Here is a 14,509-nt window from a genome sequence, read left to right as displayed (position 1 = left end):
GGCCGCAGGCACGAACCTGCAGAGTTCGTTTGGCATGATGGGCATCTTTCGGCGCGTCGCGACCGTCCGCCGTCCGGGCGGGACCGAGGGCCGCGCCGGCACGGCCGGACGCGTCCGACGGTTCGCCGGCCACCGGACCGGCGCCTCCGCGGTGGAGTTCGCGCTCCTGGCCGCGCCGTTCCTGGCCCTCCTGGGCGTCGTGGCGGAATCCGGCGTCATCGCGATCGAGCAGCAGACGCTGGATATCGCGGTCGACCGGAGTGTCCGGCAGCTGCGAACCGGCACCTTCCAGGACGGCTCCGACGGCGGCGATCCGAGTGAGCGCCTCCGCAAGATCGTCTGCAGTGGCCCCTCGGCGCTGTTCCCCTGCGCCGACCTGCGCCTCGACGTCTCCCGGACGCCCTCGTTCTCGACCTCGCAGCCGGCGGAGCCGTTCGACAAGGCCACGAAGACCTGGACGCCGGGCTTCGGCCAGCGGTTCGAGTGCCCGCAGGGCGGCGACACCGTCACGGTCCGGGTCGCCGTGCCGGTGATGCGGCTGTTCCAGATGCTGGATTTCACCGGCCGGATCATGGCCGACAAGACTCAGCTGCTGGTCACGACCGAGATCTTCCGGGCCGAGGATTACGAGCCCAAGCCGTGCTGAGCAGTCGCCTGCGCGCCCGCCTGATCCGCCTGATCGGCGACCGGGAGGGCGTGAGCGCGATCGAGTTCAGCGTGATCGCCCCGATCCTGCTGCTGATCCTGATGGGGTCGATCGAGCTGCCCCGCGCCTACATGATCGGGAAGCGGCTCGACAACGCGGCGGCCACGATGGCGGACCTGATCTCGCGCGGCAGCTACGCCGACCTCAAGCCGGTCTTCGCCGCGACGAGCGCGATCTCCAACCCCTACGACGTGAGCCGGGCGAGCATCGTGCTCACGGCGGCGGGCACCTACAGCGACGGCAGCTCGGCGGCGACCAAGGTCTGCTCGAGCGCCGAGTCCAACGGACAGGCCCGCACGGCGGGCTCCTCGCTCGGCGCACCGCCCGCCGGGATGACCCGGAACGGCGACCGCTTCGTCGTGTCAGAAGTCACGATGACCTACCACCCGATCTTCCCGGTCCTCTCGAACCTGACGCGGTGGACCTTCCGGTACAAGAAGATCTGGCCGGTGCGCGGCGGCGAGATCTACAACGGGCAGAGCGAGGTGGTTCTGCCGGGGGGAAAACCCTGCCCGGCCTGACGGCTAGGCTGACGCTTCGTACCGGCCCGGCTTTGCGGCCGGCGCCACCGGATGACCCGGTGACGCCGGATCGCGGACACGCCCCGCCTCAGCGGGCCGGGACCGCGGTGGCGACGACCCGGCGCGAGGCCGGGCTCGCCGGGACGAGACGCGGCGTCGTGGCCAGCTCGGAGGCCGGCCGCACGGCGGCCGTGGGACGGGCCTGCTCGCGATAGAGCGGCGGGGTCAGCGCGATGCTCTCGTCGGCGCGGGCGGCCCCGATCATCGGAACGGCAGCGAGGGCGGCGAGAACGATGGTGCGAACGGTCATGATCTGAAGTCCTCTCGTTGTCCGGGGCGTGCCCGGCTTCGAGGGGATATCTACGCTGCAGAGCAACATGATCCAAACAGATGCAATCGATTTCTATTATCGACCTTATCAATGATGGATCGCCGGTGAAACTGCCGGTCGGCGCCGCCGTCTGCTTGGCTCGCATTCTGCATCCCCGGCCCGCCGAGCGGCCGGCGCGGAGTGGAGGCGTTGCTGGACTCGGACCGTGACCGGGTCGTCCTATGACGGACGGCCCCAGCGGACGGGCCGAGTTAATGCAAAATTAAAACTCCCCCCCGAATGTCGGGCGCGCGGTCGAAAATCTTCGAGATACCAGAGGTTTAGCGCGTAAAATTTTATCTGTTCGCGCGGAAGGAGACGGCCTGTTGCTGGTTGCGGCCCTGCTTTTCGCGGTGGGCATATGGGAGGGCTGGCGGTATCGGGCATCGGTTCTGATGGCCAGCTCGATGCTGGTCACCCTCGGGTGGCTGGCCCTCTCGATCTTCGTCTGGGCCCAGTTCGACGCCGAGAAGGTGCTGCTGCTCTTCGCCTACCTCACCGCTCTCCAGGCCGGCTATCTCGTCGGGGCCTATATCAGCACCGATACCGGCCCGAGCCGCTGACCGGTCCAGCGACGCCGCCGGGATTGGGGTCCGGCCGGCAGATGCATACTCGGCGCGGGCTCAGTGGCCGAGCGCGACCGGGATGCTGAGATCGACGATCCCGTCCACACCCAGGAGTGCGGCGGGCGGCGCGGGCGCCGGACTGATGCCCTGCACGGCGCGGAGCGCCCGCTGATCGAGCTTCGCCGAGCCCGAGCTCTCCTCGATCTCCGCGCCCTGAACCACACCGTCCGCGGCGATCTGCACGTGGACGACCACGGTTCCGCGGCCACGGCCCGGTCCCGGCCGCGTCCCGGCGCGGTCCGCGGCATCGATCCGCGTGACGAGGTCGGAGAGCCAGGCCCGCGCTGCGGGTCCCGGTGCGGTCCGCGCCGCCACCGCCGCCGACGAAAGGGCGAGGCCGAACACGACGGCAGCGGCGATCACGGCGCGCGGCAGCATGGGGAGCGGCGACATGGGGAACGGCGGCTCCTCGAGCCCGGGATCGGGGATCGACCCTACGCGCAGAGGCGGGTCCCTAGCGACCCCGTCCGCCGGTCGCCGTCACGAGACAGCGGTGGATTTCCGGCCCTTCGGTCCCGCGGCGGCCAGCATGATGTCGTCGCTGCCGACCTCGAGGCCGGTGTAGCCCAGCATCTCGGCGAGCTGCGTCCGGGCCCGCCAGACCCGGCTCTTCACCGTGCCGATGCGGCACTGCATGACGGCGGCGGTCTCCTCGTAGGTGAGGTTCTCGATCGCCACGAGCACCAGCGCCTGCCGCATCGGCGGCGCCAGGCGGTCGAGGGCGGCCTGGACGTCGCTCAGGTCGAGATGGCCACCCTGCTCGGGCAGCGAGACCATCCGCTCCGCCTGCGCGCCGTCCTCGTCCTGCACCTCGCGCCCACGCTTGCGGTGCTCGTTGTAGAACTGGTTGCGCATGATGGTGAACAGCCACGCTTCAAGGTTCGTGCCCGGCGCGAAGCTCGCGCGCGAGCGCCAGGCCCGGAGGAGCGTGTTCTGCAGGAGGTCGTCGGCACCGACATGGCTGCGCAGGAGCGAGCGGGCGAAGCGCTGCAGGTTCGGCACCAGGGCGAGGAGCGAGGCCTGGAACGCCTTCTCGCGCCCGTCCTGCGCCCGGCCGAAGGCGCCGTCGAGCAGCCTCAGCAGTTCGGCGAAGCGATCCGCGATGGTCGGCTCGGCGTTGTCCTGCGCGTAGGTCGCCGCGAGCAGATGGCCGAGGTGATACTGCACGCTGTCGGGGAGCCGGGGGCCCTGCGCGTCGATTGTATCAGCGTCGAGCGAGAGTTCGAGCATGATAGCCGATCACCTGAAGGGTACGAAAAATCGCGTGGCGCCATTAATCGCTGAATACGCCGCATCCGCCGCAACATAGATCAGCGGATGGGCACATCTTCGGATCAATATATGCTGGCCTCCGCGACAATCGCGACAGAGATGTCGACGGAATGAGGGAGTTCGATGACGTCATACGTACCGGAAAACTGTTCGCCGCACGGCCGTATCTGCGGCAGCGCACGCGAAGATCTCGCTGCTGCGAATGCCCGCCCCGAGCGGGGCGGCCGCAGGACGCTCTCGACCGCGGGATCGTGCCCATGACCCGGCTCTCGGATCTCGAGGACGATCCCGCCTTCCAGGAGGCCGTCCTCGCCGTTCGGGGCGCGGCCAGCACCCTGAGCGGCCGGGCCGTGACCGTCGAGGAGGCCCGGTTCCTCGTCGGCATCGCCCTGACGACCTTCGCGCATGCCGGCGGTCTCGAGGAGCCCAGCCGCAGCCGGCTGGCCCGTTTCTCGGCGCGCATCGGGCCAGGCACCGTCGTCGAGATGCTGACCAAGCACTGAGCGTGGGCGCCGGGGGGTGCGGGCCGGCCGCCCGCGCCTATCCGGCCTCCGCCATGGCCGCCCGCAGAACCCGAAGGAGGTCCGCCATCACCGCCTCCCGGTCCGGATCGCGCGCCGCGAGGCGGAGCCCCGCGGCGACGTGCTGGTCGATGATCAGGAGGCCGACCTCGCGCAATGCCGCAGTGGCGGCCCGGATCTGCTGGATCTCGTCGAGGCAGTGCCTGTCGGCCTCGACCATCGCCCGCAATCCTCGAACCTGACCCTCGATCCGCGCCAGTCGCCGGACCAGCGGGGCGCGCTCCGCGTCGGTCCGGGCGAGGCAGACACGACCGTCGACGAGCGTGCCGCGTGTCACCGTCCTGCGAGCCACCTGTTCCCGTCCGCGCGCGGGTCGCGGCGCACCGGAGCGCCGCGACCTCGGGTGAGCCGTCCCGGCCGGCGGATCAGCCGATCTGCTGGCTCTCGGCACCGCTGTCGGGCCGAGCCGGGCCGAGCACCGGCTCCTCGCCCATCGGCTGGTTCTGGACGACGCTGAACTCGCCCTTGCCGTCGAGCGACGGGCCCTGGGTCCAGCGCCCGGCCGGCGGCGGCGAACCGTCCGCCGACGTCGAGAAGAAGTTGTAGTTGAACTTCTGGTTCTCCTTCTCCTGCGGGAAGGAGTTCGGGATCGGCAGCGTTCCGGCGTGGCCGCCGAGTTCCTCGATCACCGCCAGCCATTGCTGCTGGTGCATCGTGTCCCGGGCGATGAGGAAGCTCCACATGTCGCGCATGCCCGCATCGTTGGTGGCGTTGTAGAGCCGCACCGCCAGGACGCGCCCGGTGCTCTCGGCGGCGACGTTGCAGTACATGTCGGCCGCGATGTTGCCGCTGGCGTAGATGTGGCTCATGTCGAAGGACTGGCCGTCGGAATTACCCGGGAAGGCGGCCATGCCGGTCGACAGCAGCGTCTTGTGCAGCATGCCCTCGGCGATGTGGCGCGGGTTCTCGCCGCCCATCACGGCACCGACGATCGCGTCGGCCGCCCCGGCCTCCTGGACCTTGGTAGGGGCGTTCTCGAGGTTCAGCGCCACCGCAGTCGCGAGCATCTCGATATGGCCGATCTCCTCGGTGGCCGTATTGAGCAGCATGTCGCGGTACTTGGTCGTTGGGGCGCGGTTCCCCCAGGCCTGGAAGAAGTACTGGAAGGCGACCCGGATCTCGCCCTCGATGCCGCCAATCGCCTGCTGGAGCATGCGGGCGTAGATCGGGTCGGGGCTGTCGACCTTGACCGGGTACTGAAGCCGCTTGTCGTGATAGTACATGATGTCTGTCCCTCGCGAGAGGCACGGCGTGCTCAAGCCCACCGCACGATCGGCCGTCGGCCCGGTACTCCGTGGGAGCATCGCGCCTCGCACCCTGTCCAACCCCGCCTCGGGACCACGGTTCGATCTTTCGCGAATTTTATAACGATCAATATTTGACCGAACGCATTTTCCCGCGCCGCGCCAGGGTATTGTCGTGAAAATCCACGATCAGGGCCGCGCCTAACCGGCCAGAATTACACAATGTAAGTTAAGGGCGCTTCACCCATGTTAAGGGGCGCCGCGAATGACCGGATCAGCGGCCGCTTTCTCTGCCCGCGATGCGCCGCGTGAGGGCGCTCGGTGGTCGGACAGGGGACAGTTCTCTCGGGATCGCCGGGCGCGCGCGGCGCGGCCGCGGAACGCGCCGCTCTACGAGCGCCTACAGGAGCCCGGTGCGCCGGGCGAGCATGATCCCGAAGGCGAGGCAGGCGGCGAGGCTGACGGCCAGCATGGCGACGTTGGTCCAGAACCGGACCGGCCGGCTGGACCCGTCGATCCCGCTCGCCCGCAGCCGCACCCACGGCACGTAGAGGTAGAGGGCGATCAGCGTCAGGATCAGGAACGCGAAGGTGGCGACCCGCCCGGTGATCAGGGCCGCGCCGGCCAGGACCGCCCATCCGATGACGAGGCCCAGCATGGTGAACAGGGCTGTCGAGTTCACGTCCGCGCGTCCCCTTCAGCGGATGGTGTCGGCCGGGCAGCCGACGCGATCCTCAGTCTGCGACGGGTTCCGCTAGGGAACCGTTAGCATCGTCCGAACTGATTGCGAGATCGGGAAGGTTTCTGGTGCTGCGAGAGAGGATTGAACTCTCGACCTCTTCATTACCAATGAAGTGCTCTACCACTGAGCTACCGCAGCAGGTGACCGGGGCGCTCCCGCGAGGGCGTCTCCGTCCGGCCGAGTGGGGCCATAACGGATCGCCGCCGGGTTGGCAACGCCGTGTTGCGCTTCCGCGCCGTTTTAGGTGCGCGATGCGGCCCGGATCAGGGCGGCGAGCCCGGGCTCGGACACGGCCTCGGCGGCGTCCGACGGGGTGAACCATCGGAGTTCCCGCTGGCGCGCCTCCGGGAAATGCTTGAGCTGCTTGCGCACCTCCAGCGGAAACACCTTCACCTGGCACAGGACGGTGTCGAGGTTCCTCAAACGCTTCTGGTAGAGGTACAGCCCGATCGGCCGCTTGCCGACCGCACCGCGCAGGCCGGCCTCCTCGTAGGCCTCCCGCGCGGCCGCCTCGAACGGCTTGCGACCCTTCATCGGCCATCCCTTGGGGATGACCCAGCGGCGGCTCTCCCGGGAGGTCACCAGCAGGATCTTGGTCTTGCCGTCCCGCCCGTGCCGGAACGGCAGGGCCCCGACCTGCCGCCGCGGCTCGCCGTCCTCCTCGAGGACGGTCACGGGCGCACCCGGCGACGCGGGACGCCCCTCCGATCCGACCGGATCGACGGCGCGCGCGGGCTGTGAGCGGGCTGGGGGATGATCGGATCCTCGGTCGGCAGCTCACGACAAGCTACACGGCGCGCCGGCTCATTCAACTTGCAATAGTCGAACGCCCCGGCGTGTCCGTGACCCCGCGGCGCTCCTGTCATCTCGCGCTCGGACGGCCGGCGCGCCGTGAAACCGGTCACCCGATCCGACGAACCGGCCGCTCACCCGAGCCGGAAGGCGGCAGCGCCGCGGACGCCATCCCGGCCGAGACCGGGTCGGCACCGGCCGCCTTCGAGGCGCTCGCCTTCGCCGGAAGGACGGTCGGGATCGGGCCGGTGGAGGTCGACGCCGCGGACGCGACCGAGGCCGAGGACGCGGCCTGGGCCGACGCGGAGGTCGACGCGGGTGTCGGCGACGGGACCGGAGCAGTCGCGGCGGCGGGGGACACGGTCGGAGGCGACACGGGGACCGATGAGGCGAGCGGTCTGGCGCCCGGCGCCGCGGCGTTCGGGGCCGCCGGCACGAGGGCCGTGCCGGCGGCGTCCGCCTCCGGCTCCATCGCGGGCGCGGCACCGAGCGTGTTCGGGGGCTCGCGCCACGCGAAGGCGTCGAGGCGCCCGGTCACCGGCGAGACCGGCGCCCAGGTATCGGTGGCGATGCCGTCGGCGATCCACACGCGGTCGCGCGGGGCGCGGGCGGCCCGGGCCAGCCACTCGCGGGCCTGACCGGAAGCGGCCCCGTGCTCGGCCTCCTCGATGGCCGCCATCATCAGGCAGGCCCGGGCGGTCGGACGGTCGGAGAGCAGGGGCTTCACGGCCTCGCGGGCCCGCTTGTAGTCCCGCGCGTCGAGGGCGGCCTGGCCCAGGGCGAGGCGGGATTCGGGGTCCCAGACCGACAGCTTCGCCAGGACTTCGGCGCGGGCGAGGCGGTCGCGGACCGAATCGCCGGGACGCAGGCCCAGATAGACCTTCGCGAGGTCGGGATGGGGATTGGCCTTCCAGGCCGCCTCGACGATCCGGGCGGCCTTCTTGACGTCGCCGCGACGGGCGAGGAGGCGGCCGGCGATGCAGGCCGCCGGCACGAGGTCGGGGGCGAGCTTGACCGCCTGCAGGGCCCGCTCCGTGGCGATCTCCGGCTCGCCGGCCTCGCGCTCGCCAGCGATGGCGGTGAGGAGCACCGCCCGCTGGCGTCGGGCCGCGGCCTTGTCGATCAGTCCGAGGGACGAGCGGCGCTCGATCGTCTCCAGGGCGGCCGCCCAGTCGCCGTCGGCGCTCTGCGCCTCCAGAAGTGCCTCGTTGGCCCAGGTCACGCTCGGGGCGAGGCGGGCGGCCTCGGTGGCGTAGGCGCGGGCGGCCGTCTCGTCCTCGCGGCGCCGGGCCTCGACGAACAGGCCGCGCAGGCCCAGGACCCGGGTCTCGGGATCGTCGACCATGCGCTGGAAGGCGCTCTCGGCCGCGTCCCGGTCGCCGGAGATCTGCGCCGCCTGCGCCTTCAGCAGCAGGGTCAGCGGCTCGGTGCCGAGGAGCCGCTCGGCGTCGCCCGCGAAGCGGCGGGCCGCCAGGGGATCGCCCGAGCCCACCGCCACCATGCCGCGGGAGAGGGCCGAGAGGCCCTTGGCCCGGCGCCGCTCGGCCGAGCCGCGGACCAGGGCCTCGGGCAGGCCGATGACACCGCGCACGATCGCCCAGAGGACGCCCAGGACGATCGCCGCCGCGATCACGCCGACGAGGGCGACCGCGAGGCTGGTGCCGATCTGGTAGCCGTTCCAGACGACGGTGACGGTGCCGGGCCTGTCGGCGATCCAGACCGCCCCGAAGGCGGCGAGTGCGAGCAGGGCCAGGAAGGCGAGGGCGCGCCACATGGGGTCAGTATCTCCTGTCGGCGGCCGGCTGGCGGCCGTCGCGGGGTGCGGGAGGAGCGGGGCGCCTGCGCGCCCGCTCGGAGATGGTGCGGCCGCGCAACGCGCGGATCGGGGCCCTCACCGGCCTAGCGCCCGGGGGCGGCCTGGGCCGGCTGGGCGGCGCCGACCGGCAGGGCCTTGAAGGCGCCGTCGAGCAGCGCGCGCACGGCCTGCTCGGCCTCGGCCCGGGCCTTGAGCTTGGCGCCGAAATCCCCGGCCTGCTCCCGGGCCTCGGCCGGGAGCGCCGCGAAGGCCGCCGAGGCCGCCGGCAGGTCGCCGCGGTCGAGGGCCGCCTGGACCTTGCTCTCCGGATCGTCCGCGGCCTCGGGAGCGGGTGCGTCGGCCTTGCGGATCTGCACGAGACCGTCGGCCATGCTGAGGAGCTTGGTGCGGAAATCGCCGGTCTCGGCCGCGCTCTTGGCCCGCTGCGCCTGCCGCTTGGCCGCGATCCGCTCGGCGATCGGCCGGAACGTGTCGGCAAGATCCCCAGCCGAGGGAGCACCGCCGTCGGCGAAGGGCGCCAGGGCCTTGGCCTGCGCGTCGGTCCCCGGATCGAGCTTGCGCAGGGTCGCGAGCGGCTCGGCGTAGCTCGTCCCGGATTCCAGGGCGGCCGCCACGCGGTCGGCGACGACGACCCGGAGCGCCGCCTGGACGGTGCTGGCCTCGGCGCGCTGCGCGACGCTCTTGTCCAGGGCGGCGATCTGGTCGGCCTGCTCCTGCAGCCGCCGGTCGACCGCCTTCGCGGCCTCCGCGGCCTGGGCCTGTCCGGCCTCGGCGGCGGTGCGGCTCGCCTGGGTCGCCGCCTGGATCGCCTCGGTCGCGGCCTTCACCCGCGCGTCGACGGCCTGCTGCAGCGCGTCGAGGCGATGCCCCAGGGCCGCGTCGGCCTCGGCGTTCGCCTTGGTCTTCTGCTCCACCTCGCTCTGCAGCGCCGCGACCTTCCGGGCGGCCTCCTCGGCCGCGCCCTTGTTGGCGCCGCCATCCTCCACCGCCTTCAGGCGGGTCTCGAGGTCGGCGATCTGCTTCGCGTTGTCCTGGACCACGCCGAGCTTCGAATCGGCCGGCTGGTCGCGACCGGGCTCCTGACCCGGCTCCTCCTGCAGGGCCGCGACGCGCTGGTCGAGGCTGTCGAGGCGGGCGACGAGATCCGGCGGCACGGCGGGGGCCTGACCGGAGGCCTGACCGGCCGCTTGCCCGTCGGCGGTGGACGCGGGCGCCGCACCAGACTTGTCCAGGGCCTGCTTGGCGCTCGCCTCGGCGGCGGCGACGCGCTTGTCGAGCGCCGTCACGGCATCGCGCGGAGCCAGCCCGTCGAGACGCTTGTCGAGGGACGCGAGCTGGCCGGAGAGCCTCTGGTCCAGGGCGCTCAGGCGCGGGTCGGGACCGATCCCGGCCTTCTCGGCGCCGAACAGCAGGCCGGCGCCGATCACGCCGCCGAGCAGCCCCGCGGCCGCGAGCGAGCCGAACCCGGCCCGGGCCCGGCCGGCGGGCGCGGCGGCGCTCCTGCTGGGATCGACGGCGGCCACCGCGGGGATCGGGCCCTTCGGCGGCTCCTTGCCGTCCCTGGAGGCGTCCTTGGAAGTATCCCTGGAAGCGTCCTTGGAAGCGTCCTTGCCCGGCTCCTTGCCGGCTGTCGCCGGATCCGGGATCCGCTTGGCCTTCAGGTCGATGATCGGGCCGGCCGTCACCGCGCTCGCCGCCGCCGGGCCCGCGGCGCCGGGTGCGGGTCCCCCCGGACGAGGACCGCCCTGCGTTCCGGTTCCGGGCTGCGCGGCCTTCGGATCGATCTTCGCGCCGGACATCCCGGACGCGGCGGTGGAGGCCGTCGACGACGACGAGGCGGACGCTCCGGTCCTGCCGTCGGAGGCCGAGGACGCGGCGCCCGCCGTCACGGGATCGGGCTTCGCACCGGCCGACTGGGCGGCCGGGCCGGTCGACGGCTTCAGGCCGTCGGTCCCGGAGACCGGCTTGCCGGCGTCGGCCTTCGGATCGGTCGTGCCGGGCTTGGCGGTCACGACCGGGTCGGTCGCCGGCCTGGGCGGCGTTCCGGACGCGGATCCCTGCGGCCCCCGCACGCCGCCGGCGGCGGTGGAAGAGGTGGAGGCCGACATCGAGGCCGACGTGGAAGCGGACGTCGGGGCCGACGTGGAGGCTGTGGACGCCGACGTCGCGGCCGGTCGGGACGCGCCACCGGGCGGGCTGGACTGCCCGGGCTTGCCGGGCGCGGCGTCCGGCTTCCGGCCGCCGGGGCCGGGCTTGTCGGCGTCGCTGGGTGGTGGCGTCACGGGCAAGTCCTCCAACTCTTCGGCGTCGCCGCGCCCCCCTAACACCGCGGCGGCGCCGGGCGCGAGGGCGAGATACGGCGGCCCGGCCTCCCTGTCACCGCGCGGTTAGCCCGGTCGCCCTGTCAGGGCGCCGAGCAGGTCCGCTTCGCGCGGGCGTGCCGCGACGAAATGGACCGGAACACCGGCCGCTTCCAGGGGTGCCGCAACATCCGGCGATAGGCAGTAATGCCTCAGCCGGCGGAAAGCTCCGCCGTGCTCCGATCCATCCGCGAGGGCAAGGGCGACGGCAGCGCTGCGCCGGGAATAGTGAAGGGCTGCCTCGAGGCGGTTCTCGGCGAGTTCACGGCCGACCGCCGGCGGCAGGCGGTCCAGCGGTTCGGCCCGGTACGCCACGAAGGCCGTGACCCGGAATCCGGCGGCCGTGAGCGTCGCCGCCGGTTCCGGCTTGCGCTCGGCTCCCGTCGCGTGGAGGAGCGGCTGGCCGGGCGGCAGCGTCGCCGCCACCAAGCCGGCGAGGCCCGCGGCGTCGCCCGGCCCCTCCCGGACGGGGCCGAGACCGGCCGCGCGGGCCAGGGCGGCCGTCCGAGCGCCGACGGCGAAGACCGGGAGGCCGTGCAGGGCCGGCGCGTCGCGGATCGCCGGAACCGCGTTGGCGCTGGTCAGCAGCAGCGCGGCGAAGGGTCCCATGGGCGGGGCCGCCGCGGTCGGCCGCAGGGCCAGGACGGGCGCCACCAGCGGCGCATGGCCGAGTTCGGCCAGGGCCGCCCCGGTCCGCGTCGCTCCCGGCTCGGGCCGCGCCACCCAGATCCGCAAGGGCTAGGTCTCCAGCGTCAGGCGGACGCCGTGGCGCGCCGCGTCGCCCGGGGCGAGCAGGCGCTGCGAATCGCGCGCGGCGAGGTCGCCCGCGAAGTCCGACCAGTCGGCGTAGCCGGTCCAGCACTCGAGCGACAGGAAGGGTGCGGTCGGCTTGGTCCAGACCGCCAGGTGGGGGAAATCCGCCATCTCCATGCGGATCGATCGTCCGGGGCCGGTGAAGCGCATCCAGCGGCTGCGGGCGTTCCGGAACACGAAGGCCTCGGTGAAGAGCGCCGGATCGAGGGGCAGCGTGTCCCCGGCGAGGGGGATCGGCTGCTCGTCGCGCAGCAGCAGGCCGCCCGGGCCGACCTGCGGGGCGAAGGGCCGCTCCGCCTTCTCGAAGGCGACCGCGTAGCCGCCGTCGCGGGCGCGGGTGCCGCCCGCGAAGGGCCACGGGAAGGCCGGGTGGAAGCCGAGGGCGTAGGGCAGGGGGGCGGCGCCGGGATTGGCGACGGTCACGTCGAGGTCGAGCCCCGCCGGGCGGACCCGCGCGGCGATGTCGAGCCGGAACGCGAACGGGTAGTGCGCCCGCGTCTCGGGCCCGTCGGTCAGGCGCAGGGTCACCGCGTCGGCGCTCCGATCGACCACCGCGAAGGGCAGGTCCCGGGCGAAGCCGTGCTGGGCCATCGGGTAGCGCTCGGACCCGACCGTCACGTGCCCGCCCGCCGAGGCGCCGACCACCGGGAAGAGCCAGGGCGCGTGGCGGTTCCAGTGCTCGGGATCGCCGCTCCAGAGATACTCGGTCCCGCCGACCCGCCACGAGACCGGCTCGGCCCCGTCAGTCGCGAGCGTCGCGGTGGTGCCGTCCGGTGCGGTCAGCTCGATGCGCGTGGTCACGGTGCTCTCCCGGTCTGCCTCGCTGAGCCGAGGTAACGGAGGCGGGGCCGGACGCAAGGCCCCGGCGCTCGGTTGCTCAGGCCGCCGTTCCGAGCCCCGGCAGGACCGTCTCGGGCGGCCCGGAAGCGACGATCCGGCCGGCCTCCAGGACGTGGACCGCGTCGGCGCCCTCCAGGGTCGAGAGGCGGTGGGCGATCAGGATCAGCGTCCGCCGGCCCGAGAGGGCGCGCAGCGCCCGCATCACGGCCGCCTGCGTCTCGTCGTCGAGGGCCGAGGTCGCCTCGTCGAACACGATGACGTCCGGGTCGTGGTAGAGCGCGCGGGCGATGCCGACGCGCTGGCGCTGGCCGCCGGAGAGCCGCGCCCCGCGCTCGCCGACCCGCTCGGCGTAGCCGTGCGGCAGGGCGGCGACGAAGTCGTGGGCGCCGGCGAGCCGCGCCGCCCGCTCGACGGCGGCGAGGTCCGGCGCGTCGAGGCCCAGCGCGATGTTCTCCGCCACGGTCCCGTCCACCAGGAACACCTCCTGCGGGACGTAGCCGATCCGGTTCTGCCAGGCGGGCAGGGTGCCGGCATCGAGGGCCCGGCCGTCCACGGTGATCCGCCCGGCGGTCGGGCTCAGGACGCCGAGGATCAGGCCCGCGAGCGTCGACTTGCCCGAGCCGGTGCGCCCGGCGAGGCCGACCGTGGCGTTGACCGGGATCGTCAGGTCGATCCCGGCGAGGGCCGGACGGCCGGTGCCGTAGTCGAAGCCGAGGCCCTCGAGCCGGATCGCCCGCGCGAAGGGCAGCCGCTCCGCGGTGCGGGGCCGGGGCTCGCGCTCGTCGGCGAGCTCGTCGACGATCACCCGCACCGCCGGCAGGGTGAAGCGCATCAGCGCGACCGAGGTGAAGATGTTCTGGAAGGCCGGCAGCATGCGGTAGCCCGCGAAGGCGAACAGGCCGAGCAGCGGCAGGATCCCGGCGACGTCGAGCCCCTGGGCGAGCGCGAACAGCACCACCACGATCACCCCGCCGAAGGCCAGGGCCTCGATGACGAAGCGCGGCATCTGGCCGGTGAGCTGGCTCGCCGCGGTGGCGAGGGCGTAGGCCCGGGCCGGGGCGTCGAACCGCGACGCGAACGCCTCCGCGCGCCCGTAGAGCTTCAGCTCGGTGAGCGCCCCGAAGGTCTCCTGCACGATCCGGAAGCGGGCCTCGTTGTCGGCGACGGTGCGGCCACCCAGCCGCGCCAGCCGGGCGCGCATCACGAGGTAGATCCCGACATAGAGGCCGCCGAAGCCGCCCCCCAGGATCAGCGCGAGCTGCGGCGCGTAGGCCAGCAGGAACGCGATCACCGCGAGCGCCGAGCTCGCCCGCGAGGCGAGCACCGTGGCGGGGGTCAGCGCGCCGATCACCAGCCGGTCGGTCTCGGACAGCACGTTCTTGGCGAGCTCGGCGCTGTTGGCTTTCGCGAAGAACAGCCGCTCCCGGTCGAGGTAGCGGAACAGCAGCCGCCGGCTGAGGCTGTAGCCGGCCAGGTGCGTGAACCGGAGCTGCGCGTAGGTCAGCCCGGCATTCACCAGCGCGGTGACGAGGATCGCCGCGAGCGCGGCCCCGCCGGTCACCAGCAGGAAGCCGCGCTCGTCGGTCAGGCCGAGGGCGCTCCGGGCCTGGGCCAGGTAGGGGATCCGGGTCGCCGCCGACGGGTCCCCGACCAGCGTCAGGAACGGGATCACCGAGGCGACGCCCACCACCTCGAGCAGCGCCGCCGCCGCGAGGCCGAGGGCGATGAGGGCGAGCCGGCGCCGGTCGGCCGACCGCATGGCGCGGACGAGGTCGATCAGCGCGCGCATGGCATCGCGGGGTCTGGCGGGACGGCTCGCATGGTCG

The 14,509-nt window shown here is 73.0% G+C and carries 17 protein-coding genes and 1 tRNA gene; 5 read left to right on the top strand and 13 right to left on the bottom strand.

Going from position 1 to position 14,509, the window contains the following annotated elements; genetic code table 11:
- Positions 1-34 precede the first annotated feature (34 nt).
- Positions 35-646, top strand: coding sequence for a TadE/TadG family type IV pilus assembly protein (locus BMY19_RS16375; RefSeq protein WP_100252301.1), 612 nt, complete (start codon positions 35-37; stop codon positions 644-646).
- Complete coding sequence (locus BMY19_RS16370) at positions 640-1,227, top strand: TadE/TadG family type IV pilus assembly protein (protein ID WP_100252300.1); 588 nt, start codon at positions 640-642, stop codon at positions 1,225-1,227. The genes BMY19_RS16375 and BMY19_RS16370 overlap by 7 nt, the downstream gene beginning before the upstream one ends.
- Positions 1,228-1,315: 88 nt before the next feature.
- On the opposite strand, the gene BMY19_RS16365 is transcribed toward BMY19_RS16370, so the two are convergent.
- Positions 1,316-1,537, bottom strand: coding sequence for a hypothetical protein (locus tag BMY19_RS16365; RefSeq protein WP_020092213.1), 222 nt, complete (start codon positions 1,535-1,537; stop codon positions 1,316-1,318).
- Positions 1,538-1,992: 455 nt separating this feature from the next.
- Between BMY19_RS16365 and BMY19_RS16360 the strand changes: the two genes are divergently transcribed.
- Positions 1,993-2,160 (top strand): hypothetical protein, encoded by a 168-nt coding sequence (locus tag BMY19_RS16360; RefSeq protein WP_020092214.1) that lies wholly within the window; start codon positions 1,993-1,995, stop codon positions 2,158-2,160.
- Positions 2,161-2,220: 60 nt separating this feature from the next.
- Here the strand turns inward: BMY19_RS16360 and BMY19_RS16355 are convergent, their stop codons facing one another.
- On the bottom strand, positions 2,221-2,616 hold the full coding sequence (locus BMY19_RS16355) for an energy transducer TonB (protein WP_100252299.1): 396 nt from the start codon (positions 2,614-2,616) through the stop codon (positions 2,221-2,223).
- Between the two features lie 87 nt (positions 2,617-2,703).
- Positions 2,704-3,453, bottom strand: a complete 750-nt coding sequence (locus tag BMY19_RS16350) for a sigma-70 family RNA polymerase sigma factor (protein WP_100252298.1) — start codon at positions 3,451-3,453, stop codon at positions 2,704-2,706.
- A gap of 299 nt (positions 3,454-3,752) precedes the next feature.
- Between BMY19_RS16350 and BMY19_RS16345 the strand changes: the two genes are divergently transcribed.
- Entirely contained in the window at positions 3,753-3,998 is a 246-nt protein-coding gene (locus BMY19_RS16345) for a hypothetical protein (protein WP_100252297.1), read from the top strand.
- A gap of 37 nt (positions 3,999-4,035) precedes the next feature.
- Here the strand turns inward: BMY19_RS16345 and BMY19_RS16340 are convergent, their stop codons facing one another.
- The 7 genes from BMY19_RS16340 to BMY19_RS16310 all read right to left on the bottom strand — a co-directional run bounded on the left by BMY19_RS16340 (position 4,036) and on the right by BMY19_RS16310 (position 10,469).
- Positions 4,036-4,353: a metal-sensitive transcriptional regulator gene (locus tag BMY19_RS16340; protein WP_026604783.1), complete on the bottom strand. Its 318-nt coding sequence runs from the start codon at positions 4,351-4,353 to the stop codon at positions 4,036-4,038.
- Between the two features lie 88 nt (positions 4,354-4,441).
- Positions 4,442-5,299 (bottom strand): manganese catalase family protein, encoded by an 858-nt coding sequence (locus BMY19_RS16335; protein ID WP_020092219.1) that lies wholly within the window; start codon positions 5,297-5,299, stop codon positions 4,442-4,444.
- A gap of 421 nt (positions 5,300-5,720) precedes the next feature.
- Positions 5,721-6,002, bottom strand: coding sequence for a hypothetical protein (locus tag BMY19_RS16330; protein WP_020092220.1), 282 nt, complete (start codon positions 6,000-6,002; stop codon positions 5,721-5,723).
- Positions 6,003-6,125: 123 nt separating this feature from the next.
- A tRNA-Thr gene (locus tag BMY19_RS16325) sits at positions 6,126-6,200 on the bottom strand.
- A 102-nt stretch (positions 6,201-6,302) separates the two neighbouring features.
- Positions 6,303-6,737 (bottom strand): NUDIX hydrolase, encoded by a 435-nt coding sequence (locus BMY19_RS16320; protein ID WP_020092221.1) that lies wholly within the window; start codon positions 6,735-6,737, stop codon positions 6,303-6,305.
- Between the two features lie 226 nt (positions 6,738-6,963).
- Complete coding sequence (locus BMY19_RS16315; protein WP_100252296.1) at positions 6,964-8,628, bottom strand: heme biosynthesis protein HemY; 1,665 nt, start codon at positions 8,626-8,628, stop codon at positions 6,964-6,966.
- Between the two features lie 125 nt (positions 8,629-8,753).
- Positions 8,754-10,469, bottom strand: coding sequence for a translation initiation factor 2 (locus BMY19_RS16310; protein ID WP_244534936.1), 1,716 nt, complete (start codon positions 10,467-10,469; stop codon positions 8,754-8,756).
- Positions 10,470-10,482: 13 nt separating this feature from the next.
- Between BMY19_RS16310 and BMY19_RS31350 the strand changes: the two genes are divergently transcribed.
- Positions 10,483-11,061, top strand: a complete 579-nt coding sequence (locus BMY19_RS31350) for a hypothetical protein (RefSeq protein ID WP_244534935.1) — start codon at positions 10,483-10,485, stop codon at positions 11,059-11,061.
- Here BMY19_RS31350 and BMY19_RS16305 read toward each other — a convergent pair.
- The 3 genes from BMY19_RS16305 to BMY19_RS16295 all read right to left on the bottom strand — a co-directional run bounded on the left by BMY19_RS16305 (position 11,058) and on the right by BMY19_RS16295 (position 14,472).
- Positions 11,058-11,765 (bottom strand): uroporphyrinogen-III synthase, encoded by a 708-nt coding sequence (locus tag BMY19_RS16305; RefSeq protein ID WP_100252294.1) that lies wholly within the window; start codon positions 11,763-11,765, stop codon positions 11,058-11,060. The two genes, BMY19_RS31350 and BMY19_RS16305, sit on opposite strands and share 4 nt — an antisense overlap.
- Positions 11,766-11,768: 3 nt before the next feature.
- Entirely contained in the window at positions 11,769-12,644 is an 876-nt protein-coding gene (locus BMY19_RS16300) for an aldose 1-epimerase family protein (RefSeq protein WP_100252293.1), read from the bottom strand.
- A 76-nt stretch (positions 12,645-12,720) separates the two neighbouring features.
- Positions 12,721-14,472 (bottom strand): ABC transporter ATP-binding protein, encoded by a 1,752-nt coding sequence (locus tag BMY19_RS16295; protein ID WP_100252292.1) that lies wholly within the window; start codon positions 14,470-14,472, stop codon positions 12,721-12,723.
- Positions 14,473-14,509: the final 37 nt, after the last annotated feature.

This window comes from Methylobacterium sp. UNC300MFChir4.1 (genome assembly GCF_900110155.1).
Taxonomy (GTDB): domain Bacteria; phylum Pseudomonadota; class Alphaproteobacteria; order Rhizobiales; family Beijerinckiaceae; genus Methylobacterium.
This window is presented reverse-complemented; position numbering and strand designations above follow the sequence as displayed.